A 24,459-nucleotide genomic window follows, 5' to 3' on the forward strand; every position below is an offset into this window, starting at 1 on the left:
TTCAGGAGATCATCATGGCCAGTGAACATACCGCCAAGGCGTTCGACAGCGATCTGCAGGATCTCACCCGGCTGGTGTCGGAAATGGGCGGCCTCGCCGAGCGTCTGATCGTCGATTCCGTCGATGCGCTGGTGCGGCGCGACATCGCACTCGGCCAGAAGGTGGTCGCCACCGACGCCGAGGTCGACAAGCTGCAGCGCATCATCGAGGAGCGCGCCGTTCTTACCATCGCCCGGCGACAGCCGATGGCGGTCGACCTGCGCGAGATCGTCGGTGCGATGCGGGTCGCCACCGATCTGGAGCGCATCGGCGATCTCGCCAAGAACATCGGCAAGCGCGTCGCGGCGCTGGAGAGCGACTTCCATCCGCTCAAGCTGATCCGCGGGCTCGAGCACATGACCGACCTGGTGCAGTCGCAGGTCAAGACGGTGCTGGACGCCTATGCCGCGCACGACCTGCCGGCGGCGATGACGGTGTGGAAGGGCGACGAGGAGGTCGACGCCATCTGCACCTCGCTGTTCCGCGAACTCCTGACCTACATGATGGAGGATCCGCGCAACATCTCGTTCTGCATCCATCTGATGTTCTGCGCCAAGAACATCGAGCGCATCGGCGATCACGCGACCAACATCGCGGAGACCGTCTTCTATATGATCGAAGGCCAGCAGATCATGGACAAGCGCCCGAAGGGCGACATGACGAGCTTCGCGACGACGATCCCCGGCAACTGAGAGAGACGGTTCTGACATGGGCGCCCGAATTCTGGTGGTGGAGGACGAGGAGGCGCTGACGACGCTCCTGCGCTACAACCTCGAGGCCGAAGGCTACGAGGTCGAGACGGTGGCGCGCGGAGACGAGGCCGACACACGGCTGAAGGAGCGCGTTCCCGATCTCGTCGTGCTCGACTGGATGCTGCCGGGCCTGTCCGGCATCGAGCTGTGCCGCCGCCTGCGGGCGCGGTCCGAGACCCGGCAATTGCCGATCATCATGCTCACCGCGCGCGGCGAGGAGAGCGAGCGCGTGCGCGGCCTCGCGACCGGCGCCGACGACTACATCGTCAAGCCGTTCTCGGTGCCGGAGCTGCTGGCGCGCGTGAAGGGCCTGCTGCGGCGGGCGAGCCCGGAGCGGCTGGCGACCGTGCTGTCCTATGGCGACATCGAGCTCGACCGCGAGAAGCGCCGCGTGGCGCGCTCGGGACGGCCGATCGATCTCGGCCCGACCGAATACCGCCTGCTCGAGTTTTTCCTGGAGCATCCCGGCCGCGTGTTCAGCCGTGAGCAGCTGCTCGACAGCGTCTGGGGCCGCGACATCTATATCGACGAGCGCACGGTCGACGTCCATATCGGCCGCCTGCGCAAGCTGCTCAATCCGGGCCGCGAGCAGGACCCGATCCGCACCGTGCGCGGCGCCGGCTATGCGCTCGATGATCGCTTCGCCAAGAGCGAGCAGGTGTAAGGGGCGATCGGGCGTGAGGATGAAGCAGGTGTGAGGCGCGAGGGGGCCCGATTGAGGAGATCGCGGTCCGCTTTCCGCCACGCCGCCGCCGTCTTGATCGTGTCTGCTTCGTGGCCCGTCACGATGTTTCGGTCCCAGCGGACGCCCTTGATCAAGACCATCATCATATCTCTAGCCGTCCTGCTCGGCAGCGCGGCGGGCGCCGCGGCCGCCGAGCTCGAAGACGCGGTCGCCGCGGCGGGAAACGGACAGCACGCCGCGGCGATGCGCCGCCTGCTGCCGCTGGCCGCCAAGGGCGATGCGCGGGCGCAGTTCGACGTCGGCTTCATGGAGGCCTTCGGCTGGGGCCAACCGCGCAACCCCGCCGAGGCGCTGGCGTGGTATCGCAAGGCCGCCGATCAGGGCCTCGCCGTCGCCCAGCATTATCTCGGCATCGCCTATGTCAACGGCGAAGGTGTCGCGAGCAATTATGGCGAAGCCGGCCGCTGGTTCAGCCGCGCGGCAGCGCAGGGCTTTGCCCAGTCGCAATACATGCTGGGCCTGATGCTGCTCGACGGTCGCGGCGTGCAGCAGGACGTCGTGCAGGGCTACGCCTGGCTGGTGATGGCGGGTCGCAGCGGCGTGCGATCGGCCCGCCGCGACGTGCAGCGGGTCAAGCTGACGGAGCCGCAGCGCGTCCAGGCCCAGAGCGCCATTGCGGCCTGGCGGCCGAAGCCGGAATCGGCGGAGGCGGGCGTCGCCGCTCCGCGTCCGGAGCAACTGCTCGGGCTCGACCGCCACATCGGAGAGGTCGTCGATCCCACCTCGTGGCCGGCGTCGTCGATCGGCGTCGTCACCGTCGCGCAATACTCGACCGGCGGCTGGTGCACCGGCACGCTGGTCGCGGCGCGCGTCGTGCTCACCGCCGCGCATTGCGTGTTCAACGGCGTCGCGCAGGTCAGCCCCGGCAATGTCCGCTTCCTGGCCGGCATGAACAGGGGCACGCCGGCGGCATCGTCGGTCGCCGACAAGCTGATCGTGGCGCCGGACTTCGTCCCGACCCGGCACGACAGATGGTCGCTCGACCGCTCGCCCGCCGATTGGGCGCTGATCGTGCTGAAGGATGCGCTGCCGTCGAAGCCGGTCGCGGTCAAGGCGCTGACGCGCGAGGAACTGCAGGCTGCGACCACCGCCGGAACCATCTCAGAGATCGGGTACGGTCAGGAGCGGCGCTACTCGCCGACCGGCCAGCGCAATTGCAGCGCCGGCATGACCAGCGATGCCCGTCTGCTGACGGTGCATTGCCTCGCCAATTTCGGCTATTCGGGCTCGCCGATCCTGGCCGAGGTCGGCGGCACGCCGGCCGTGGTCGGCATCTTCTCGGCGTTCCACGAGGAGACCCGGCTGATGTTCGCCGCGCCCGCAAGCCAGTTCGAGGCCGTCGTGCGGCGCGAGATTGCGGCGCAGAGTGCCTCGGCGCGGTGAAGGGGGAGGGGACGAGAGAGGTCCCGCCGCTGGTCACGATCTGTGCGCGACTGGATAGCGGGTTGCCAAGCGAGCGGGCGATCCGGCAAGTGCAGCCGATTTTTTCCTGTAGCTTTCGCCTGCAGCGGGGCTTTACCGAACTGGCCTGGCTCTTGCTATAGTTCGAGTATGACGATTGTTCCAATTGATCATCCTCGTGCCCCGCGGCTGCTGTGGTGGCGGTCGCAGCCCGGCAGGACCGTTGCGCTCGTCGCCTGGCTGGTCGCGGCCAATGCGCTGGCCTGGGCCTGGGCATTCGCGCTCTACGCCGACCGGCCCGCCATCGTCGGCACCGCGATGCTGGCCTGGCTGCTCGGACTGCGCCATGCCGTCGATGCGGACCACATCGCGGCGATCGACAATGTGGTGCGGAAGCTCGTGCAGGACGGTCGCGCCCCGCGCGCCGCCGGCCTCTATTTTGCGCTCGGCCATTCCAGCGTCGTCGTCATCGCCACCATCGTGGTGAGCCTGGTGGCCGGCGCAGATCTGTTGAGTGAGGACAGCGCCATCCGTGCGATCGGCGGCACCATCGGCACCTCGGTCTCCGCAGGCTTCCTGCTGCTGATCGCCTTCGCGAATCTGGTGCTGTTCGTGAACCTCTGGCGCCGCCCATCCCACCCCCATTCCGACATGGACGCCGCCGGTAGCGCCGGGCGGGGCCTGCTCATTCGTCTGCTGCGGCCGGTGCTCCGCGTCGTCTCCCGCGCCTGGCACATGTACCCGCTCGGCTTCCTGTTCGGCCTGGGCTTCGACACCGCCAGCGAAATCGGGCTGCTCAGCCTGTCGGCGACCGAGGCGGCGCGCGGGGCGAGCCTGGCGCATGTGCTGGTATTCCCGGCGCTGTTCGCCGCGGCGATGGCCACCGTCGACACCGCCGACAGCATGCTGATGGCCGGCGCCTATCGCTGGGCGCTCACGGATCCCGCGCGCAAGCGGCGCTACAATCTGGTCATCACCGGCGCCTCGGTCGCGATCGCGCTGGTGATCGGCGGCGTCGAGGCGGTCGCGCTGCTGACGCCCCGGCTTGGCTTCACCGGCGGATGGGCCGAGGTCGTCACTGCGCTGGGCGATGATCTCGCCAACCTCGGGATCGTCGCCATCGGACTGTTCGGCCTGATCTGGGCGGGTGCCATGCTGCTTGGCCGCCGTCCGGGCGGTTCCGAGGATGCGCCGGGTGAGGAGCTTGCCAGCGTTCGCGCCGGGGCGCTAAACCCGAGGGCGAAATAGGATCGAGCGCGCGGGTACGAATGATGGCCGGCTCGGACGAAATGACCAGGATGCTGTGGCTGCAGGGCGCGAGCTGCGGCGGCTGCACGATGTCGATCCTGGAAAGCGGTGCGTCCGGCTGGTTCGATGAGCTGCGCCAGTCCGGCATTGACCTCATCTGGCATCCCTCCGTCAGCGAGCAGACCGGAGACGAGGTCGTGGAGCTACTGGAGGCGATCCGCGACGGTCGCGAGCGGCTCGATCTGCTGGTGCTCGAAGGCTCGGTGGCGCGCGGACCTGGTCAGACCGGCCGCTTCAACATGCTCGCCGGCACCAACCGCTCGATCTATCATTGGCTGCTCGATCTGGCGCCGCTGGCCGACTACGTCGTCGCCGTCGGCAGCTGCGCGGCCTATGGCGGCATTCCTGCTGCCGGCATCAACCCGACCGACGCGGTCGGATTGCAGTTCGAGGGCAGTGACATCGGCGGCGCGCTCGGCGCGGGATTCCGCTCGAAACGCGGGCTGCCGGTGATCAACGTCGCAGGCTGCGCGCCGCATCCGGGCTGGATGATGGAAAGCCTGCTGGCGCTCACCTCGGGCGATCTGACGGCAGACGGCCTCGACGCAGTCGGCCGTCCGACCTTCATCGCCAATCACCTGGCTCATCACGGCTGCTCGCGCAACGAGTTCTACGAGTTCAAGGCGAGCGCAGAGACGATGTCCGAGCGCGGCTGCCTGATGGAGCATCTCGGCTGCCGGGCGACGCAGGCGGTCGGCGATTGCAATCAGCGCTCCTGGAATGGCGGCGGCTCCTGCACCAAGGGCGGGTACGCCTGCATCGCCTGCACCTCGCCGGGCTTCGAGAGCACGCAGAACTATCTGGAGACGGCGAAGCTCGCGGGCATTCCCGTAGGCCTTCCGACCGACATGCCGAAAGCCTGGTTCGTGGCGCTCGCCGCGCTGTCGAAATCGGCCACGCCGCGCCGCGTACGGGTCAATGCGACGGCGGATCACGTCGTGGTGCCGCCGGGCCGGGCCAGTGACAAGCGCCGTCCATGACGCGGATCACGGTCGGACCGTTCAATCGTGTCGAAGGCGACCTCGAGGTCAGGCTCGATATCGAGAGCGGCCGCGTCACCAGGGCGGAAGTGACGGCGCCGCTCTATCGCGGCTTCGAGCAGATCCTGGAGGGGCGGCCGCCGCTGGACGCGCTGGTGATCGCACCGCGAATCTGCGGCATCTGCTCGGTGTCGCAATCGATCGCCGCCGCCGCCGCGTTGCGCCAGGCCATGGGCATTGCGGCAGCGCCAAACGGCATCCTCGCGGCCAACATTGCCCATGCGGCCGAGAACGCGGCGGACCATCTGACGCATTTCTACATCTTCTTCATGCCGGACTTCGCCCGCGACGCCTACGTCGCGCACGCTTGGCATTCGGCTGCGGCCGAGCGTTTCGCGGCGACGAAGGGCAGCGCTGCTCGCCAAGCGTTGCCGGCGCGCGCGCGGCTGCTCGAGATCATGGGCCTGATCGCCGGCAAATGGCCGCACAGTCTTGCCTTCCAGCCGGGCGGGACCACGCGCGCGATCGAGCTCGGCGAGCGCGTGCGCCTCAACGCGATCGCGGCGTCGTTTCGCGGTTTTCTTGAACGCGCCGTGTTTGCCGACAGGCTGGAGAATGTGCTCGCCTTGTCGACGTCGGACGAGCTCGACCGTTGGCGCGAGGGCCGCGCCGGCGACTTCGCGCATTTCCTGCGCATCGCCGACGCGCTCGATCTGGCGCATCTTGGCCCGGGCTCCGGCCTGCTGATGAGTTTCGGCGCTTATCACGAGTCTGACAGTGCGCACTTCCGCGCCGGGCTTCGCACCCGCGATGGAACGACCGAAGCGCTGCCGTCGAATCGGATCACGGAGGACGTGTCGCACGCCTGGATGCGTGCGACCTCGCTCGATCCGGCCGAGAGCCGGACCGAGCCCGACGCCGACAAGCCCGACGCCTATAGTTGGTGCAAGGCGCCGCGGCTTGCGGGAGAACCGGTCGAGGTCGGCGCTCTCGCAAGGCAGGCCATCGACGGTCAGCCGTTGATCTCCGCGCTGCTCGCGGGCGGTCGCGGCAATGTCCGCAATCGTGTCATCGCCCGGCTGATCGAGACCGCGCGCCTCGCGCTGGCGATCGAGCATTGGATCAAGGCACTGCGTCTCAACGAGCCGTTCTGCGACAACAGCGCAAGTACGGCCGACGGCAATTTCGTCGGGCTCGTGGAAGCTGCGCGCGGCAGCCTGGGCCACTGGCTCGCGGTGCGCTCCGGCCGCATCGAGCGCTATCAGATCATCGCGCCGACCAGCTGGAATTTCTCTCCGCGCGACGCGGATGGGATAGCCGGTCCGCTCGAACAGGCGCTGGTCGGCACCGAGGTCGGCGATGCCGGCGCTCGTGCGGTCGGCATCCAGCACGTCGTGCGGTCGTTCGATCCGTGCATGGTCTGCACGGCGCATTAAGCGCGCTGCACACAGTAAGGCAGCAAGCGGAAACAAGCTTGTCGGTGCAAAGCGCGTGATTTCCGATTATCGCGCGCGATCCGCTGTCGAAGCCTTAGCCGCTGCGGCCTCACTGCTTCAAGCATCTGGAATCATTATGATTCAAATCCAGGGATGATGCTGGCCCGCATCTTGCTGTCCTTCTCGCCAGAACGCGATCACACGATCGCCAACGCGATATCAGGGGGAGGACTCATGGGCGCGGCAACGGAAACTTTTTACAGCGTCATCCGGCGTCAGGGCATCACGCGGCGCAGCTTTCACAAATTCTGCAGCCTGACGGCGACGAGCCTCGGGCTCGGGCCGGTCGCGGCGAGCCGCATCGCCAATGCGCTGGAGACCAAGCCGCGCACGCCGGTCATCTGGATGCACGGGCTCGAATGCACCTGCTGCTCGGAGAGCTTCATCCGCTCGGCGCATCCGCTGGTGAAGGATGCCGTGCTGTCGATGATCTCGCTCGACTATGACGACACCATCATGGCGGCGGCCGGCCACCAGGCCGAGGCCATCCTCGAAGAGACGCGCGCGAAGTACAAGGGACAGTACATTCTCGCGGTCGAGGGCAATCCGCCGCTGAACGAAGGTGGCATGTTCTGCATCGACGGCGGCAAGCCGTTCGTCGAGAAGCTGAAGATGATGGCCGAGGACGCGATGGCGATCATCGCCTGGGGCGCTTGCGCCTCCTGGGGCTGCGTGCAGGCGGCGAAGCCGAATCCGACGCAGGCGACGCCGATCGACAAGGTCATAACCAACAAGCCGATCATCAAGGTGCCGGGCTGCCCGCCGATCGCCGAGGTCATGACCGGCGTCGTCACCTTCATCACCACCTTCGGCAAGCTGCCAGAGCTCGACCGCCAGGGCCGGCCGAAGATGTTCTACTCACAGCGCATCCACGACAAGTGCTATCGCCGGCCGCATTTCGACGCCGGCCAGTTCGTCGAGGAGTGGGACGACGAGGCGGCGCGCAAGGGCTACTGCCTCTACAAGATGGGCTGCAAGGGCCCCACCACCTACAACGCCTGCTCGACGGTGCGATGGAATGGCGGCGTATCGTTCCCGATCCAGTCGGGTCATGGCTGCATCGGCTGTTCGGAGGACGGCTTCTGGGACAAGGGCTCGTTCTACGACCGCCTCACCAACATCAAGCAGTTCGGCATCGAGCACAACGCCGACCAGGTCGGCATGGTGGCCGCGGGCACGGTAGGTGCGGCGGTCGCAGCGCATGCGGCGGTCACGGCGGTCAAGCGTCTCGCGACCAAACGCGACGACGCCAAGGAAAACGCCAAGCAAGATCATTGATCGAATTCAGGACAGGCAACGATGGGCATCCAGACTCCCAACGGCTTCAATCTCGACAATTCCGGCAAGCGCATCGTCGTCGATCCGGTCACCCGCATCGAGGGACATATGCGGGTCGAGGTCAACGTCGATTCCGACAACGTGATCCGCAATGCGGTCTCCACCGGCACGATGTGGCGCGGTATCGAGGTGATCCTCAGGAACCGCGATCCGCGCGACGCCTGGGCCTTCACCGAGCGGATCTGCGGCGTCTGCACCGGAACGCACGCGCTCACATCGGTGCGCGCGGTCGAGAACGCCCTCGGCATCACCATTCCGGAGAATGCCAACTCCATTCGTAACCTCATGCAGCTTGCGCTGCAGGTGCACGACCACGTCGTGCATTTCTATCATCTGCACGCATTGGACTGGGTCGACGTGGTCTCGGCGCTCTCGGCCGATCCAAAGGCGACGTCGACCTTGGCGCAGTCGATCTCGAGCTGGCCGCTGTCGTCGCCCGGCTATTTCAGGGACCTGCAGACCCGTCTCAAGAAGTTCGTCGAGTCCGGCCAGCTCGGTCCGTTCAAGAACGGATATTGGGGCAGCAAGGCCTACAAGCTGCCGCCTGAGGCCAATCTGATGGCCGTGGCACACTATCTGGAGGCACTCGATTTCCAGAAGGAGATCGTCAAGATCCACACCATCTTCGGCGGCAAGAATCCACATCCGAACTGGCTGGTGGGCGGCGTGCCGTGTCCGATCAACATCGACGGCACCGGCGCGGTCGGCGCCATCAACATCGAGCGGCTGAATCTCGTCTCGTCGATCATCGATCGCCTGATCGAGTTCAACGAGCTGGTCTATCTTCCCGACGTGGCCGCGATCGGCTCGTTCTACAAGGACTGGCTCTACGGCGGCGGCCTGTCCGGCAAGAGCGTGCTCGCCTATGGCGACGTGCCCGAGCATGCCAACGACTACTCGGCCAAGAGCCTGAAGCTGCCGCGCGGTGCGATCATCAACGGCAATCTGTCGGAGGTGTTTCCGGTCGATCATGCCAATCCGGACGAGATCCAGGAGTTCGTGGTTCACTCCTGGTACAAGTATCCCGACGAGACCAAGGGGCTGCATCCCTGGGACGGCATCACCGAGCCGAACTACGTGCTCGGTCCGAATGCCAAGGGCACCAAGACGGACATCAAGGAGCTCGACGAGGGCGGCAAATATTCCTGGATCAAGGCGCCGCGTTGGCGCGGCCACGCTATGGAGGTCGGGCCGCTCGCACGCTGGGTCGTCGGCTATGCGCAGAACAAGGCGGAGTTCAAGGACCCGGTCGACAAGTTCCTGAAGGATCTCGACCTGCCTCTGACGGCGCTGTTCTCGACGCTCGGCCGCACCGCGGCGCGCGCGCTGGAATCGGTCTGGGCCGGACGGCAGATGCGCTACTTCCAGGACAAGCTGATCGCCAACATCAAGGCCGGCGACAGTTCGACGGCGAATGTCGACAAATGGAAGCCGGAGAGCTGGCCGAAGGAGGCCAAGGGCGTCGGCTTCACCGAGGCGCCGCGCGGCGCGCTCGCGCACTGGATCAAGATCAAGGACACCAAGATCGACAACTACCAGTGCGTCGTGCCGACGACCTGGAACGGCTCGCCGAGGGATCCCAAGGGCAACATCGGCGCATTCGAGGCGTCGCTGATGAACACCCCGATGGCCAATCCCGAGCAGCCGCTGGAGATCCTGCGCACGATCCATTCCTTCGATCCGTGCCTGGCCTGCTCGACGCACGTCATGAGTCCGGATGGCCAGGAGCTGGCCAAGGTCAAGGTCAGGTAGCACGGGGAGCAGGGTCATGATGGATGCAGTTGCACGCCCGCCCGAGTCGGGGACGGACATCGCCGCGATCGCAGCCGACGCCGCCGGCGAGCATGCGGTCGGCCGGCCCACGGTCTATGTCTACGAAGCGCCCGTGCGCATCTGCCACTGGGTCAACGCGTTCGCGATCATCGTTCTGATGATCACCGGCTATCTGATCGGATCACCGCTGCCGACAGTGTCGGGGGAGGCGTCGGCGAATTTCGTGATGGGCTACATCCGCTTTGCCCATTTCGCGGCCGGACAGGTGCTGGCGGTGTTCTTCCTCGCCCGCATCTTCTGGGCTTTCGTCGGCAACCACCACTCCCGGCAGATCTTCTACATTCCGGTGCATCGCAAGCAATTTTGGAAGGAGGTGCTGCACGAGATCCGCTGGTACGCGTTCCTGGAGCGTGAGCCGAAGATGTATGTCGGCCACAATCCGCTGGCGCAGACGGCGATGTTCACCGGCTTCACGCTGTTCGTGACCTTCATGATCGTCACCGGCTTTGCGCTCTATTCGGAAGGCACCGGGATCGACAGCTGGCAGCACAAGCTGTTCGGCTGGGTATTCGCCATCTGGCCGAACAGCCAGGACGTCCATACCTGGCATCATCTCGGGATGTGGGCGCTGGTCACCTTCGTGATGGTGCACGTCTATGCCGCCATTCGCGAAGACATCATGTCGCGCCAGAGCATCATCTCCTCGATGATCTCGGGCGAGCGGCAGTTCCGCGACTGACAGAGGGGGGCCGGCATGGTCGATGAGCGCGGGCGCGACCGCATTCTGGTGCTCGGGATCGGCAACATTCTCTGGGCTGACGAAGGCTTCGGTGTGCGGGTGGTGGAGGAATTCCACCGCCGCTTCACCGTGCCCGACAACGTCACGATCCTCGATGGCGGCACGCAGGGACTCTACCTCGTCAACTATGTCGAGGAAGCCGACAGCCTGATCGTGTTCGACGCCATCGACTACGGCCTCGTGCCGGGCGAGCTCAAGCTGGTCCGGGACGACGAGGTGCCGCGCTTCACCGGCGCCAAGAAGATGAGCCTGCACCAGACGGGCTTCCAGGAAGTGCTGAGCGCGGCCGACCTGCTCGGCCGTTATCCGCAACGGCTTGCGCTGATCGGCTGCCAGCCGCTCGACCTCGAGGATTGGGGCGGGCCGCTGACCGCGCCTGTCCTCGCGCAGATCGGGCCGTCGATCGAGCTGGCCTGCGCCCTGCTGGCGGAATGGGGCGCACCCGCCGTGCCGCGGCGTGAACCGCTCGCCGGCGACGAACGCCTGCTTGCGAACGACATCGACCATCACAGCTACGAGCTGCGGGCGCGCCCGGCCGAGTGACCGCGCCGCGAGGAAATCCGCCATGTGTCTTGGCCTGCCGATGACAATCCTCGAGACCGATGGCGTCTCGGCACTGTGCAGCTTCGACGGCGAGGAGCGCCGCGTCTCGGTGCTGTTGCTGTCGAACCCGCCGGTGGGGGCCAAGGTGCTCGTCTATATCGACAACGCCGTTCGCCTGCTCGATGACGAAGAAGCGCGGCTGATCGGTGAGGCGCTGCGCGGCCTGCAGGCGGCCGTGAACGGCGAGAATTGCGATGACTTCTTCGCGGATCTGATCGGGCGCGAGCCGGAGCTGCCGGAGCATTTGCGGTAGCGGCGTGATGCCCTCGGGCAGCGCCGGATTGCTGATAACAGAATTTCCATAGATGAAGTAAGTTTGCAGGCTTTCTCTGGAAAGCATCTTTCCGATTTCTTGCGCAATCCTTAGTTGCAATAAAAACCGAATATGTTTCAATGTCTTGGATGCTACCGGCCCCGCGTGGGTGTCTGGCACGTCGATTGCTGATCATGGGGAATATGGCAACGATAACTGGTCAGGGAGAAACACCGATGGAAATGCAGCAGCGTGACCCCGCGCGCGCGCGAGGCGGGTTGCCGGAGGTCGATACCGGCACCGTCGATGCCTTTCTCGCCGAGGCTGATTGCGCCGGGCTTGTCGCCGTGCTGCTGTCGGCCGGGGATCCCGCGCGATTTCCGGAGGCGCTGGACGTGGCCATCGTGCTGCCGGAGCTGATCACGGCGTTTCAGGGCCGGCTGCGTGGCGCGATCATCGCGCGCGACGCGGAGGCCGAGCTCGGGGCGCGATTTGGCGTGCGCGTGCAGCCGAGCCTGATCCTGTGCCGCGGCGCGGAGACGCTTGGCCTGATCGCCAAGATCCAGGACTGGTCTGTCTATGTCGACCGCATCTCGCGGCTGATCGACCGGCCGCAGGGCGCGACGGCGGCGGTCGTCGCCAGCATCGTCCCAGTCCATCAGCCTGCGGGAGTCGAGCGATGAAGCCGGGATTCTGGATCGCGCCTGAAGGAGCCGAGGAGCCGGTCAACATCTTTCCGATCGGCGAAGAGGCGCTCGATACCTCCCACAAGGGGCTGACCGCTTCCGGAGCGCTGGCCAAGCTGGCCTCGCTCGACTCGGAGGCGCTGGCGCGGAGCTGCCCGCGCGCGGTCGAATTGCTGTCGACGATTGCATCCGCCATCGCGGCGCAGACTGCCGGCGCACCGACGCAATTATTCCGTCTCGAAGGCCTCAACGATCTCGAGCGGCGGCTGATCGACGACGTGCTGGGCGAGGGCGAGGTCGCGGGCGTCGTGGCTCTTCCCGACGGGACGCTGGCTCAAATCCAGGAATCGGTGCTCGCCGGCATCTGGCGGGTGCGGCTGGAAGCGGATGAGCGCCACGACTACATCGAGGTCGGCGCCGTGCCGGAGATCGTGTCGCGCGCCGCCGCCGATCTGACCGCGGGTGACATCGTGATCGGCCCTGTGCCCGAGGGCACGATGAACGCGCTGCCGGTGCTCGCCGAGATCCGCGAGCGCGCGCTGTCCTGGCGACCGGGCCAGCGCTCGCAGACCATCAACTTCACGCTGCTGCCGATGAGCCCGGCCGACATGAGTTTCCTGCAGCAGACGCTCGGCAACGGCCCGATCCAGTTGATGTCGCGCGGCTACGGCACCTGCCGCGTGCTCGCGACCGGCATCCGCCATGTCTGGTCGGTGCAGTTCTTCAACGCCATGGATACGATCATTCTCGACACCCTCGAAGTCGGCGGCGTGCCTGTGGTCGCGCTCGCCGCGGCTGAGGATTTCGAGGATTCGGCCGAGCGCCTGACCCAGATCATCGAGGCCTATTTCACATGAGCGGCGGCTTCGAGAATTTCGGTGTCCGCAGTGATCTCGCTGATGACGTGTTGCTGGAGTGCGGCATCTGCTGGACGCGCTACGATCCGGCCGAAGGTGACGGCGTCGCGCAGATTCCGCCGGGGACGCCGTTCGCGGCGCTGCCGGACGACTGGCATTGCCCGAACTGCGATGCGCCGAAAGCCAAGTTCATGGTGGTCGAGCCATGAGCGCTGAGGCGGCCGGGCAGGGCACGTCTGACGTCACGCCGGTCGCGTGGGGCGAGCGTCTCGCCGGCTTCTATCGCGAGATCGGCGCGCGTGCGATGCGCGATCTGCCGATCTATCACGACGCGCTCGACGTCGAGGCGATTGGATTTTCGGTTGTCGAGGGCCGCATCCTCGGCATTGTCGTCACGCCGTGGTTCATGAACGTGGTCACTCCGGCCGCCCAGGGCTCCGCGGGATCCGTCGTCAAGATCGTGCTTCCGGCCGGCTCGTTCGAGTTCACGATCGGTGATATCGCCGGGATCGGGCGGATCGCGAGCTGCTCGCTGTTCTCGCCGATGTTCGAGTTCGCGGACATGGCCGCGGCGCGTGCGGCGGCTGAGGCCGCGCTGGCCGCGCTGATGACGGCGCCGGAGGATGACCTGTCGTCCGAACGCGCTGCGAAGGCGTCGAGCACGATCGATCGCCGGGCGTTCCTGCGTGGGACCCTTTCCGAGGGCCGCGCATGACCCTCACGTTCCGCAACCGCATCGACGTCACGCTGTCGGTCGCTGATCAGCTGATCGTCGGCGTCGACATTCAGCCGCGCACGCGGCCGCCGCTGGAACGGCTGTTCGCCGGCAAGCCGGCCGAGATGCTGCTTGCGGCCCTGCCGCGGCTGTTCTCGCTGTGCGCCGGTGCACACCAGGTCGCGCTGCTCTCGGCGCTGGAGGCGGCCCGCGGCGAGCAGGCTGCGCCGTCGACGCGCCATCGTCGGATCCAGGCCGTGCTGGCGGAACGCTTCGCCGAACTCATGCGCGGTCTGCTGATTGCTTCAATGGCGGACAATCGCAGTGTCGCGCAGCCGGTGCAACGGCTGTTGCAGGCGATCGCCTCGCTGCAGACGCCTTCCGACGCTGATGCCCCGCAGCAATCTCGCGCTGCAACCTTGTCTCAAATCAAGATGGGCATGGTGGCTCTGGGCATAGGCTGGCCAGCGGAGCCGGTTCTGCCGGGAACTCCGCTTGCATCGATGATGGACGCGGCCCGGAAGGCCGCCGATGATGGAGGATGGAGCCACATGCCGGCCGAGCACGACATCCTGTCGGCCGCCGATGATGGCGCCATCGTCACGTTATTGATCGACGTGGGATCTGCCTTTGCTGAGGCTCCCGAACTTGACGGCCGCGTTCCGGAGACCGGAGTCTGGGCCCGCTATGCGGAGCGCCATCAGTTGGCATCAGCCGGCCCCGTCGAACGCCTCTCAGCCAAGATCGCTGAGATTGCCGAGCTGCTCCGCTTGATCGAGGCGGGTGAGGCGGAGGCCGCCGCGGCCGACCCGCATGCCGTCGCAAGCTACGGGCTTGGCCCGCGGCGCGGCGCCGCCGCGGTCGAATGCGCGCGCGGCCGGCTGCATCACGCGATCGAGCTGGATGCGCACGGCACGGTCTCGCGTTTCGAGTATCTGGCGCCGACGGAATGGAACTTTCACCCGCGCGGTCCTGTCGTGAGGAGCCTCACGGGAGTTGCGCTGCGCGGCACCGTCGATCGCCACGCCGTCCATACGATGGTCGGATCGTTCGATCCCTGCGTCGGCTATCACCTGGCGTTCCGGGGGATGGCCGATGCATGAAATGGCGCTGTGCGAAGGCATCGTCGAGATCGTCGAGCAGGAGGCACGCAAGGGCGCCTTCTCCACGGTGAAGACCGTATGGTTGGAGATCGGTGCGCTCAGCCATGTCGCGCCGGAGGCGCTGCGATTCTGTTTCGAGGCGGTGACCGCGAAGACCCTGTTGCAGGGGGCAGCGCTCGAGATCATCGAACAGCCGGGCACGGCATGGTGCCTGGGCTGCTCGCGCAGCATCGAGATCAGCCAACGCTATCAGCCTTGTCCGGTCTGCGGCAGTCATCAGCTGCAGGTCACGGGCGGTGAGGACATGCGGGTCAAGGAGCTGGAGGTCGAGTAATGTGCACGGTGTGTGGCTGCAGTGACGGCAAGTCCTCCATCGAGACCGGTGATCATGATCACGATCACGGCGAGCATCATCATGCTCATGGACATGATCACAGCCATGATCAGTCCGGACATCATCACCATTACGGCCATCATGATCACGAGCATGGTCACCATCACGATGATCACCATCATGATCACGGTCGCGCGCATGATCATCATCATGATCATGCTGCCGACCACGTCGACTGTTCGGCCAATCCGGCCGGACAGGAGGTTGCCGGTCTCTCCAGCGGGCGCATCATCCAGATCGAACGCGACATTCTCGGCAAGAACAACCGGCTCGCGGCAGAAAACCGCGCGCGCTTCGCCGCGCATGACGTGCTGGCATTCAATTTCGTCTCCAGCCCAGGCGCCGGCAAGACCTCGCTGCTGGTGCGCGCCGTCTCCGATCTCAAGCAGAGCCGGCCCGTCGCGGTGATCGAGGGCGACCAGCAGACCTCCAACGATGCCGAGCGCATCCGCGCCACCGGCGTGCCGGCGATCCAGATCAACACCGGCAAGGGCTGTCATCTCGACGCGGCCATGGTCGGCGAAGCCTTTGGCCGGCTGCCGTCATTGCGCGGCGGGCTGCTGTTCATCGAGAATGTCGGCAACCTCGTCTGTCCGGCCGCCTTCGATCTCGGCGAAGCTTGCAAGATCGTCGTGTTCTCGACCACCGAGGGCGAAGACAAGCCGCTCAAATATCCCGACATGTTCGCGGCATCATCGCTGATGCTGATCAACAAGATCGATCTGGCGCCGGTGCTCGATTTCGATCTTGCGCAGACGATCGAATATGCCCGCCGCGTCAATCCGAAGATCGAGGTGCTGACGATCTCCGCGAAGACAGGCGAGGGCCTTTCTGCGTTCTACGCCTGGATCAGGAAGCAGTCTGAGCGGATGCGGGCGAGCGCAGCGAACGCGGTGCGGGGATGAACACGCCCGGCCGGACATCGGCGGCGAACCATGCGCGCCTCAGGCTCCGCGTCCGCGGCGCCGTGCAGGGCGTCGGCTTTCGTCCCTATGTCCACGGCCTGGCCACGCGCCATCGGCTCGGCGGCTTCGTCGCCAATGACGCTGATGGCGTGCTGATCGAGGTCGAGGGCGACGAGGTCGCTGACTTCGTCGCGGCGCTGCCGCAGCAGGCGCCGCCGCTGGCCCGCATCGACGACATCGCCGTCGAGCCGATCGTGGCCGATTGCAGCACGGGCTTCCGGATCGCCCAGAGCACGGGCGGGCGCGTCACGACGCGGATCGTGCCCGACGCCGCCACCTGTGACGCGTGCCTGGCCGAGCTGTTCGATCGCAATAGCCGCTTCCATCTCTATCCCTTCGTCAACTGCACCCATTGCGGCCCGCGCTTCACCATCGCCGAGCGCCTGCCTTACGATCGCGCGTCCACTTCGATGAAGCGCTTTCCGATGTGCGAGGCGTGCCGGTCCGACTACGAAGATCCCGCCGGGCGCCGCTTTCATGCCGAAGCGATCTCTTGTCCGCGCTGCGGTCCGCAGCTCAGCCATGGCATCGATGATATCGCAGCCGTGCTCGCGAATGGCAGGATCGTGGCCATCAAGGGTCTCGGTGGCTATCAGCTGCTGTGCGACGCCCGGGATGAGCAGGCCGTCCAGCGGCTGCGCGCGCGCAAGCAGCGCGATGGCAAGCCGTTCGCCGTGATGCTCGCTACGGTCGACGCTGCAACCGAGATTGCCGAGATTGATGCGCCTGCGCGCGCGCTGCTGGAGCAGGTGGCGCGACCGATCGTGCTGCTGCGCTCGCGCCAACGTGTCGCGTCCTCGGTCGCACCGGGCCTTTCGAAGATCGGCGTGTTGCTGCCGCTCGCACCGCTGCATCATCTGATCTTCCATGCGCTGGAGGCGCGCCGGCCGGCCGCTGATGGACCATGGGCGGTGGTCTGCACCAGCGCCAATCCAAGTGGCGAGCCGCTGCTGACCGACAATGACGAGGCGCGCGCGGACCTCGCCGACATTGCGGATCTGATCGTCACCCACGATCGCGACATCGTCATCCGCGCCGACGATTCCGTGCTTGCTGTCGTGGCCGGCGTTCCCCGCTTCGTCAGGCGCGCGCGCGGCTATGTTCCGGAGCCGATCCGGCTCGCGCGCGCCATGCCGCCGGTGCTCGCGGTCGGCGCTCAGCTGAAGGCGACGGTGACGGTGACGCGCGGCGACGAGGCATTCGTGTCGCAGCATCTCGGCGATCTCGACACTGGGGCTGCGATCCGCTTCTTCGAGGAGACGATCGCGCATCTCACCTCCATCCTGGACGTCGAGCCGGTCGCGATCGCGCATGACCTGCACCCGGACATGGCGTCGACGCGGTTCGCGCTGGCACACGGTCTGCCGACGCTGCCGGTGCAGCATCACCATGCGCATGCGGCCTCGGTCATGGCCGAGCATGGCGTGACCAGCCCCGCCCTCGCGCTGGTGCTGGATGGCTATGGCTATGGCAGCGATGGCGGCGCCTGGGGCGGTGAGTTGCTGTCGTGCGACGGAGCGGGCTTCCAGCGCCTCGGCCATCTCGCTCCATTGAAGATGCCGGGCGGCGACCGGGCCGCACGGGAGCCGTGGCGGATGGCGGCTTCCGTGCTGCACGATATTGGTCGCGGTGACGAAATCGGGTGGCGTTTTGCGACCCAGCCGCAGGCGCGAAACATGCCGATGCTGCTGGATCGTGCCGATGCCGCGGTCACCAGCAGTGCCGGCCGGTTGTTCGATGCCGTGGCCGGCCTGCTCGGTGTCAACACGGTGCAGAGCTACGAAGGCGAGGCGGCGATGAAGCTGGAGGCGCTGGTGCGCGAACCGGCGGCGCTGGAGCGCGGCTGGACCATTGCCGATGGCGTGCTGTCGCTGCGGCCGCTGCTCGCGCATCTGATCGCGCGAGATCTCGACGCCGTCGCGGCGGCGGAGCTGCTTCACGGCACCTTGGCCGCGGCCTGCGTCGACTGGACCGTGAGAGCATCGCGCGCGACCGGCATCGGCACGATCGTGCTGAGCGGCGGCTGCTTCCTCAATGCGCATCTGGCCGAACAGATCGTGCGCGGCTGCCGTTCCGCGGGCCTCGACCCGCTGCTGCCGCGCCGGCTGCCGCCCAATGATGGCGGCCTCAGCCTCGGGCAGGCCTGGGTGGCGGGTCTGCATCTCACGCAAAACAATATGGTGTCTGGAGGGACCGTCTGATGTGCCTGGCCATTCCTGCCGAGGTGATCAAGCTCTTGCCTGACGACATGGCGATCGTCTCGATCGACGGCGTCAGCAAGGAGGTCTCGATCGCGCTGATCGAGGAGATCGCCGTCGGCGACTACGTCATTCTTCATGTCGGCCATGCGCTGGCCAGGATCGATCCGGAGGAGGCGCGCGAGACGCTCGACCTGCTCCGGCAGATGGGCGAGGTTGTGGCGGAGGTCAGACCATGAAATATGCCGACGAGTTTCGCGACAAGGAACTGGCGATCGGGCTTGCGCGCGCCATCCGCGCCAAGGCCGATCCGGCGCGCGCCTATCGCTTCATGGAGTTCTGCGGCGGCCATACCCATGCGATCGCGCGCTATGGCCTCGAGGACATGTTGCCGGACAATGTGCGCATGATCCACGGCCCGGGATGTCCGGTCTGCGTGCTGCCGGCCGGGCGCATCGACATGGCGATCGCGCTCGCCGAACGCCCCGAGGTCATCCTCTGCGTCTATGGCGACCTGATGCGCGTGCCGGGCTCGCGCGGGTCCTCGCTGCTCAAGGCGAAAGCGCGCGGCGCCGACATCCGCATGGTATACTCGACGCTGGATGCGATCGCGCTGGCCGAGCAGAATCCTGGTCGCGAGGTGGTGTTCTTCGCCATCGGCTTCGAGACGACGACGCCGCCGACCGCCGTGATGATCCGGGCCGCCGAGAAGAAGCAGCTGTCGAACTTCACCGTGTTCTGCAACCACGTGCTGACGCCGCCGGCGATGCGCGCGATCCTCGACAGCGACACGCCGATCGAGATCGATGGTTTCGTCGGGCCGGCGCATGTCTCGACCGTGATCGGCACCGAGCCCTATGCGCCGTTCGCGCGCAATGACGGCAAGCCGGTCGTGATCGCGGGCTTCGAGCCGCTCGACATGATGCAAGCGATCCTGATGCTGATCGAGCAGGTCAATGACGGCCGTCACGAGGTCGAGAACCAGTATCGCCGCGCGGTGACCGGCAGCGGCAACCAGCGCGCCATCCGCGAGGTCGCCGAGATCTTCGAGTTGCGCGATCAGTTCGAATGGCGCGGGCTCGGCAGCATTCCGGTGAGCGCATTGAAATTGCGGCCCGCCTTTGCGCATCTCGACGCCGAGCTGCGCTTCGCGATGTCCGAGCTGATCGTCGCCGACAATCCAGCCTGCGAGTGTCCGGCCATTCTGCGCGGCCTGAAGAAGCCGGTGGACTGCAAGTTGTTCGGTACCGCCTGCACGCCGGAGACGCCGATCGGCTCCTGCATGGTGTCGTCGGAAGGCGCCTGCGCGGCGCATTGGACCTATGGCCGCTTCCGCGACCATCAGCGGAGGCTCGCATCATGAGCATTCACCAGCGCCGGCTCGACATCAAGAGCGGTTGCGTCGACCTCTCGCACGGCGCCGGCGGCCGCGCGATGGCGCAACTGATTGCCGGCCTGTTCCACGAGGCGTTCGGCAACGAATGGCTGGCGCGCGGCAACGACCAGTCGGCGTTCGACGTCGCGGCCGGCCGCATGGTGATGACGACCGACGGCTATGTCGTCTCGCCGCTGTTCTTCCCCGGCGGCAATATCGGCTCGCTCGCGGTGCACGGCACGGTCAACGACATCGCCATGGCCGGCGCCAGGCCGCTGTATCTGTCGGCCAGCTTCATCATCGAGGAGGGGTTTCCGTTTTCCGACCTGAAGCGGATCGCCGATGCGATGGGCGAGGCGGCGCGCGAGGCCGGCATCGCGATCATCACCGGCGATACCAAGGTGGTCGAGCGCGGCAAGGCGGATGGCGTGTTCATTTCGACGGCCGGTGTCGGCGTGCTGCCGCAAGGCCTCGATCTCTCTGCCGACAAGGCCAGGCCCGGTGACCGCGTGCTGCTGTCCGGCAGCCTCGGCGACCACGGCGTGGCGATCATGTCGCGGCGGCAGAACCTCACCTTCGACACCGAGATCGTCTCCGACTCGGCCTCGCTGCACGGTCTCGTCGCCGACATGGTCGCAGCCGGCGGCGCCGGCATCCGGCTGATGCGCGATCCCACGCGCGGCGGGGTTGCGGCCACGATGAACGAGATCGCCCAGCAGTCGAATCTGGGCTTCCGTCTGCAGGAGGAAGCGATTCCGGTGAAGCCGGCGGTCGCGGCCGCCTGCGAGCTGCTCGGGCTCGATCCACTCCACGTCGCCAATGAGGGCAAGCTGGTCGCGATCGTCGCGCCTGAGCTGGCCGGCGCCGTTCTCGCCGCCATGAGGGCGCATCCGCTCGGCCGCGATGCGGCTGAGATCGGCGAAGCTGTGGCCGATGATCATCGCTTCGTCCAGATGGCGACGAGCTTCGGCGGCGGCCGCATCGTCGACTGGCTGTCGGGCGAGCAGCTGCCGCGGATCTGCTGAGACGCGCGATGGGCATCCAGGGAACGATACTGGTCGTGGACGACGAGGTCCGGTCACAGGAGGCGCTGCGGCGCGTCCTCAACCAGGATTTCGAGGTCTTGTGTGCGGGCAACACCAACGATGCCGAGAAGCTGCTCGAAGGCGAGATCGTGCATGCGGTGATCTGCGACCAGCGCATGCCGCAGGAATCCGGCGTCAGCTTCCTGAAGCGCGTGCGCGAGATGTGGCCCGACCCTGTCAGGATGATCATCTCGGGCTATTCGGATTCCGAGGACATCATCGCCGGCCTCAACGAGGCCGGCATCTATCAGTACATCACGAAGCCCTGGCAGCCGGACCGCCTGATCGAGATCGTCCGCGAGGCCGTGCAGCTCTACCGGCTGCAGAAGGAGACGGAGACCGCCGGCGTCGACGTGAAGGCCACGCCGGCCCATATCAAGAAGGTCGTGTCGGTCAAGCGCGGCGCCGCCAAACAGCTCTATGATTTCGACCGCATCGTGCATTCGGCCGCGAGCCCGATGCGCAACGTGATCGAGCTCGGCCGGCGCGCTGCCGACTACGACATCTCGGTCTTGATCACCGGCGAATCCGGCACCGGCAAGGAGCTGCTCGCACGTGCGATTCATTATGGCTCTGCGCGCGCCACCAAGGCCTTCGTGGTCGAGAATTGCGGCGCGCTGCCGGATGAGCTGCTCGAAAGCGAGCTGTTCGGCTGCAAGAAGGGCGCGTTCACCGGCGCCTATCAGGACCGCATCGGCCTGTTCGAGGTCGCCGACGGCGGCACCATCTTTCTCGACGAGATCGGCGAGACATCCCCCGCCTTTCAGGTCAAGCTGCTGCGCGTGCTGCAGGAGAGCGAGATCCGGCCGCTCGGCGCGCAGCGCGTGCGCCAGGTCGATGTGCGCGTGGTCGCCGCGACCAACCGGGATCTCGAGGCCGAAGTCGAGGCGGGCCGCTTCCGGCGCGACCTGTACTACCGGCTCGCCGCGTTTCCGGTGCACATGCCGTCCTTGCGCGAACGGCCGATGGACATTCCGCTGATCGCCGAGGGCGTGCTATCGGCGGTGAAGACATCGTTCAACCGGCCGCATCTGCGGTTCGCACCGGCGGCGCTGGAGGAATTCTCCCGCTATCACTGGCCCGGCAACGTTCGCGAGTTGCAGAACGAGATCCAGCGCATGGCCGTGCTGGCCGATGCCGACGAACTGCGCTGTCCGCCGTTTGCCGGCCGGCGCGGCGGCCGCCGCGCCGCGCCCGCGATCGCCAATGGCAAGCTCAATGGTTCCGGGAGCCTGAAGGACAAGGTCGAGGATCTCGAAAAGACCATCATCGTTCACTGTCTGGAGAAATATGATGGTAACATCAGTCGCGTCGCCAGCGAGCTCGGCCTGTCCCGGGTGGGGCTCCGGAACAAACTGTCGAGATACGATCTGAAGAAACATGGCAAAGGCCACTCACTCTCCTGAGTCCGGGGCTGACACGCTGCTCAAGCTGATCGCGAGCAGCAGCACGCTCGAACTCGACAGCGAGCGCGAAGGCGTGTGGATCGAAGTGATCCGCAAGATGGACGAGGTCTATTCCGACCTGCTGCGCTACGAGGTCGATCTCGAGCACAAGAACGCCGAGCTCGAGGAAGCCCAGGCGTTCGTCACCAACGTCATCGAGTCCGTCTCCGACATCCTGGTCGTCTGTGACGCCAGGGGCACGGTACAGCAGGCCAACTCCGCCTTTCTGCAGACATCGGGACGGGCTTTGGCCGACATCGCAGGTCGCAACATCGCCGAGATGATCGATCCCGATCATCGGCCCAAGCTCGCCGCGCTGCTGACGCCGCGCAGCAGCGCCGATGTGGTCGACGGTGAATTGCGCTTTGCCGCGGCCGCCGGCGTCAGCTCCGACCTGTTCGCGATCAACAGCTCGCCGCGGCATGATCACCGCGGCCGCTTCATCGGCGTGGTGCTGACGGGGCGCCCGATCGGCGAGCTGCGCCGCGCCTATGAGGCCCTGCACAAGGCGCATCAGGAGCTGCAGCGGGCGCAGCGGCAATTGGTCGAGCAGGAGAAGATGGCGAGCCTCGGCCGCCTCGTCGCCGGCGTGGCCCACGAGCTGAACAATCCGATCAGCTTCGTCTACGGCAACATCCACACCCTGATGCGCTACCGCACCTCGCTGGTCGGCTATCTCGATGCCATCCACGAGCAGCCGGTCGCGGATGATGTCGCTGCGCTTCGCAAAGATCTCAGGATCGATGCCATCCTGGAGGATTTTGGCCCGCTGATCGATGGCACGCTGGAAGGCGCGGTGCGCATCAGCGAGATCGTCAAGAACCTGCGCCGCCTGTCGTTCTCGAAGCTCGGCGAGGTCGAGCGCGTCAACATCGAGCGACTGATCAATACCGCCGTGCTGTGGGCGGGGCGCACCAAGCAGCATCGTGTCGACATCCAGATCGAGGTCGAGCCGGATCTGTGGATCTCCGGCAACGAAGGCCAGCTGCATCAGGTGATCGTCAACCTCGTGGAGAACGCGATCGACGCGATGCGATCGACCGACCTGCCGCGCCTTCTGGTCGCGGTGATGCGCCAGGGCAGCGAGATCGCCTTTCGCATCACCGACAACGGCCCCGGCATCGACAAGGATCATCTGACCCACATCTTCGAGCCGTTCTTCACGACCAAGCGCGTCGGGGAGGGGACGGGGCTCGGGCTGTGGATCAGCTACGGCATCGTTCGCGAGCACGGCGGCGAACTGCTGGCCAGCAACGAGCCGCAGGGCGGCGCCACGTTCTCTTTCACCTTGCCGGCGGCTTGACGATGCGCGCAGGGGCTGCCGCCGACGCCGACATGGGATGCTGAGCGTCCTCATCTTCCTTGAACGTCCGAGGCGATGCCGGGATTCCTGACGCGGGGTTGCTGGACGTCGCCGGCAAAGGCCAAGTCCGACGTGATCAGGACGCCGTCGCGACCGGCACGGGCTCGCGCTGCTTCGACAGCCGCGCCAGCAGCACCGTGGCGGTCCGCGTGATGTGCTGCCGGGCAAGATCCTCGGCTGTCTGCGCATCGCCTGCGATCACCGCCCGCAGGATGTCCTCGTGCTGGTCCCAGATCCGCCGCGGGGTCTCGTCGCGCATCAGCACCTCGCCCATCAGGCGCCTCAGATGCAGCCAATGCGGCAGGGTGGTGTCCTGGATGACGGAGTTGCCGGAGATCTCGTAGAGGAATTCATGAAACCTGACGTCGGCCTCGATCAGCTTCTCGACCGAATGCTCGCGCTCGGCGCGCCGGCCCTGCTCGATCAGCTTGGGGCCCTCCTCGGCCGCGCGCTCGGCGCCGCGCGTCGCCGCGAGCCGGCAGGCGAGGCCCTCGGCGACGGCGCGTATTTCATAGAGGTTGCGGATGAAGTCCGTGTCGATCGGCGCGACTTCCAGGCCGCGGCCCGGCGCGTCGCGGACGAACCCCTGATTGCGCAGCAGCAGCAGGGCCTGCTGCACCGGCTGGCGCGAGACGCCGAGGTCGCGGGCGAGATCGTCCTGGATGAGGCGGGCGGATTCCGGCAGCTCGCCGCCGACGATGTCGGAGAGAATGCGCTCGTAGACGCGTTCGGTCAGGCTCGGCTGTGTCTTCAGCGGTGGCACACGGCCTCCACGGGATCAGGTGT

At 66.4% G+C, this 24,459-nt stretch carries 25 protein-coding genes; 24 read left to right on the forward strand and 1 reads right to left on the reverse strand.

Annotated elements, in window-relative coordinates:
* Positions 1 to 14: 14 nt before the first annotated feature.
* From phoU to QX010_RS21150, 24 genes are all read left to right on the forward strand, one after another.
* A complete protein-coding gene (gene phoU, locus QX010_RS21035) occupies positions 15 to 731 on the forward strand; it encodes a phosphate signaling complex protein PhoU (RefSeq protein WP_315736702.1) in 717 nt (238 codons plus the stop codon).
* A 16-nt stretch (positions 732 to 747) separates the two neighbouring features.
* The gene (phoB, locus tag QX010_RS21040) at positions 748 to 1,455 is read left to right on the forward strand and encodes a phosphate regulon transcriptional regulator PhoB (protein WP_315754964.1); all 708 of its coding nucleotides are present in this window, start codon (positions 748 to 750) and stop codon (positions 1,453 to 1,455) included.
* Between the two features lie 147 nt (positions 1,456 to 1,602).
* Positions 1,603 to 2,919 (forward strand): trypsin-like serine protease, encoded by a 1,317-nt coding sequence (locus QX010_RS21045; RefSeq protein ID WP_316181639.1) that lies wholly within the window; start codon positions 1,603 to 1,605, stop codon positions 2,917 to 2,919.
* Positions 2,920 to 3,087: 168 nt separating this feature from the next.
* Positions 3,088 to 4,185 (forward strand): HoxN/HupN/NixA family nickel/cobalt transporter, encoded by a 1,098-nt coding sequence (locus QX010_RS21050; protein WP_316181640.1) that lies wholly within the window; start codon positions 3,088 to 3,090, stop codon positions 4,183 to 4,185.
* Positions 4,186 to 4,208: 23 nt separating this feature from the next.
* A complete protein-coding gene (locus tag QX010_RS21055; RefSeq protein ID WP_316181641.1) occupies positions 4,209 to 5,225 on the forward strand; it encodes a HupU protein in 1,017 nt (338 codons plus the stop codon).
* Positions 5,222 to 6,661, forward strand: a complete 1,440-nt coding sequence (locus QX010_RS21060; RefSeq protein WP_316181642.1) for a nickel-dependent hydrogenase large subunit — start codon at positions 5,222 to 5,224, stop codon at positions 6,659 to 6,661. Before QX010_RS21055 ends, QX010_RS21060 begins: the two co-directional genes overlap by 4 nt.
* Before the next feature lie 234 nt (positions 6,662 to 6,895).
* Positions 6,896 to 7,999 carry a hydrogenase small subunit gene (locus QX010_RS21065; RefSeq protein WP_315802060.1) on the forward strand — a complete coding sequence of 368 codons (1,104 nt, stop codon included), beginning with the start codon at positions 6,896 to 6,898 and terminating at the stop codon, positions 7,997 to 7,999.
* Between the two features lie 21 nt (positions 8,000 to 8,020).
* Positions 8,021 to 9,811, forward strand: a complete 1,791-nt coding sequence (locus tag QX010_RS21070) for a nickel-dependent hydrogenase large subunit (RefSeq protein WP_315802061.1) — start codon at positions 8,021 to 8,023, stop codon at positions 9,809 to 9,811.
* Positions 9,812 to 9,827: 16 nt separating this feature from the next.
* Positions 9,828 to 10,571 carry a Ni/Fe-hydrogenase, b-type cytochrome subunit gene (gene cybH / locus QX010_RS21075; protein WP_315802062.1) on the forward strand — a complete coding sequence of 248 codons (744 nt, stop codon included), beginning with the start codon at positions 9,828 to 9,830 and terminating at the stop codon, positions 10,569 to 10,571.
* 15 nt (positions 10,572 to 10,586) lie between these two features.
* Positions 10,587 to 11,174, forward strand: a complete 588-nt coding sequence (locus QX010_RS21080) for a HyaD/HybD family hydrogenase maturation endopeptidase (RefSeq protein WP_315802063.1) — start codon at positions 10,587 to 10,589, stop codon at positions 11,172 to 11,174.
* A gap of 22 nt (positions 11,175 to 11,196) precedes the next feature.
* Positions 11,197 to 11,487 carry a HypC/HybG/HupF family hydrogenase formation chaperone gene (locus tag QX010_RS21085; protein ID WP_315736711.1) on the forward strand — a complete coding sequence of 97 codons (291 nt, stop codon included), beginning with the start codon at positions 11,197 to 11,199 and terminating at the stop codon, positions 11,485 to 11,487.
* Positions 11,488 to 11,723: 236 nt separating this feature from the next.
* On the forward strand, positions 11,724 to 12,170 hold the full coding sequence (locus QX010_RS21090) for a hydrogenase accessory protein (protein WP_316181767.1): 447 nt from the start codon (positions 11,724 to 11,726) through the stop codon (positions 12,168 to 12,170).
* Positions 12,167 to 13,030, forward strand: a complete 864-nt coding sequence (locus QX010_RS21095) for a hydrogenase expression/formation protein (protein ID WP_315802065.1) — start codon at positions 12,167 to 12,169, stop codon at positions 13,028 to 13,030. The genes QX010_RS21090 and QX010_RS21095 overlap by 4 nt, the downstream gene beginning before the upstream one ends.
* Complete coding sequence (locus QX010_RS21100; RefSeq protein WP_315736715.1) at positions 13,027 to 13,239, forward strand: rubredoxin; 213 nt, start codon at positions 13,027 to 13,029, stop codon at positions 13,237 to 13,239. The genes QX010_RS21095 and QX010_RS21100 overlap by 4 nt, the downstream gene beginning before the upstream one ends.
* Positions 13,236 to 13,745, forward strand: a complete 510-nt coding sequence (gene hybE, locus QX010_RS21105; RefSeq protein WP_315802066.1) for a [NiFe]-hydrogenase assembly chaperone HybE — start codon at positions 13,236 to 13,238, stop codon at positions 13,743 to 13,745. Before QX010_RS21100 ends, hybE begins: the two co-directional genes overlap by 4 nt.
* On the forward strand, positions 13,742 to 14,848 hold the full coding sequence (locus tag QX010_RS21110; protein ID WP_316181646.1) for a nickel-dependent hydrogenase large subunit: 1,107 nt from the start codon (positions 13,742 to 13,744) through the stop codon (positions 14,846 to 14,848). Before hybE ends, QX010_RS21110 begins: the two co-directional genes overlap by 4 nt.
* Positions 14,841 to 15,182 (forward strand): hydrogenase maturation nickel metallochaperone HypA, encoded by a 342-nt coding sequence (gene hypA, locus QX010_RS21115; RefSeq protein WP_316181647.1) that lies wholly within the window; start codon positions 14,841 to 14,843, stop codon positions 15,180 to 15,182. Before QX010_RS21110 ends, hypA begins: the two co-directional genes overlap by 8 nt.
* Positions 15,182 to 16,147 (forward strand): hydrogenase nickel incorporation protein HypB, encoded by a 966-nt coding sequence (gene hypB / locus QX010_RS21120; RefSeq protein WP_316181649.1) that lies wholly within the window; start codon positions 15,182 to 15,184, stop codon positions 16,145 to 16,147. The genes hypA and hypB overlap by 1 nt, the downstream gene beginning before the upstream one ends.
* Positions 16,144 to 18,408: a carbamoyltransferase HypF gene (hypF, locus tag QX010_RS21125; protein WP_316181651.1), complete on the forward strand. Its 2,265-nt coding sequence runs from the start codon at positions 16,144 to 16,146 to the stop codon at positions 18,406 to 18,408. Before hypB ends, hypF begins: the two co-directional genes overlap by 4 nt.
* Positions 18,408 to 18,644 (forward strand): HypC/HybG/HupF family hydrogenase formation chaperone, encoded by a 237-nt coding sequence (locus QX010_RS21130; RefSeq protein WP_315802071.1) that lies wholly within the window; start codon positions 18,408 to 18,410, stop codon positions 18,642 to 18,644. Before hypF ends, QX010_RS21130 begins: the two co-directional genes overlap by 1 nt.
* Positions 18,641 to 19,768: a hydrogenase formation protein HypD gene (gene hypD / locus QX010_RS21135; protein WP_316181652.1), complete on the forward strand. Its 1,128-nt coding sequence runs from the start codon at positions 18,641 to 18,643 to the stop codon at positions 19,766 to 19,768. The genes QX010_RS21130 and hypD overlap by 4 nt, the downstream gene beginning before the upstream one ends.
* Complete coding sequence (hypE, locus tag QX010_RS21140) at positions 19,765 to 20,805, forward strand: hydrogenase expression/formation protein HypE (protein ID WP_316181653.1); 1,041 nt, start codon at positions 19,765 to 19,767, stop codon at positions 20,803 to 20,805. Before hypD ends, hypE begins: the two co-directional genes overlap by 4 nt.
* 8 nt (positions 20,806 to 20,813) lie before the next feature.
* Entirely contained in the window at positions 20,814 to 22,271 is a 1,458-nt protein-coding gene (locus QX010_RS21145; protein ID WP_316181654.1) for a sigma-54 dependent transcriptional regulator, read from the forward strand.
* Positions 22,246 to 23,613 carry a sensor histidine kinase gene (locus QX010_RS21150; protein WP_316181655.1) on the forward strand — a complete coding sequence of 456 codons (1,368 nt, stop codon included), beginning with the start codon at positions 22,246 to 22,248 and terminating at the stop codon, positions 23,611 to 23,613. The genes QX010_RS21145 and QX010_RS21150 overlap by 26 nt, the downstream gene beginning before the upstream one ends.
* Positions 23,614 to 23,749: 136 nt before the next feature.
* Here QX010_RS21150 and QX010_RS21155 read toward each other — a convergent pair whose 3' ends face one another.
* Positions 23,750 to 24,436 carry a GntR family transcriptional regulator gene (locus QX010_RS21155; RefSeq protein WP_315802076.1) on the reverse strand — a complete coding sequence of 229 codons (687 nt, stop codon included), beginning with the start codon at positions 24,434 to 24,436 and terminating at the stop codon, positions 23,750 to 23,752.
* Between the last annotated feature and the right edge of the window lie 23 nt (positions 24,437 to 24,459).

This window comes from Bradyrhizobium sp. SZCCHNRI1009 (assembly GCF_032487575.1).
Taxonomy (GTDB): domain Bacteria; phylum Pseudomonadota; class Alphaproteobacteria; order Rhizobiales; family Xanthobacteraceae; genus Bradyrhizobium.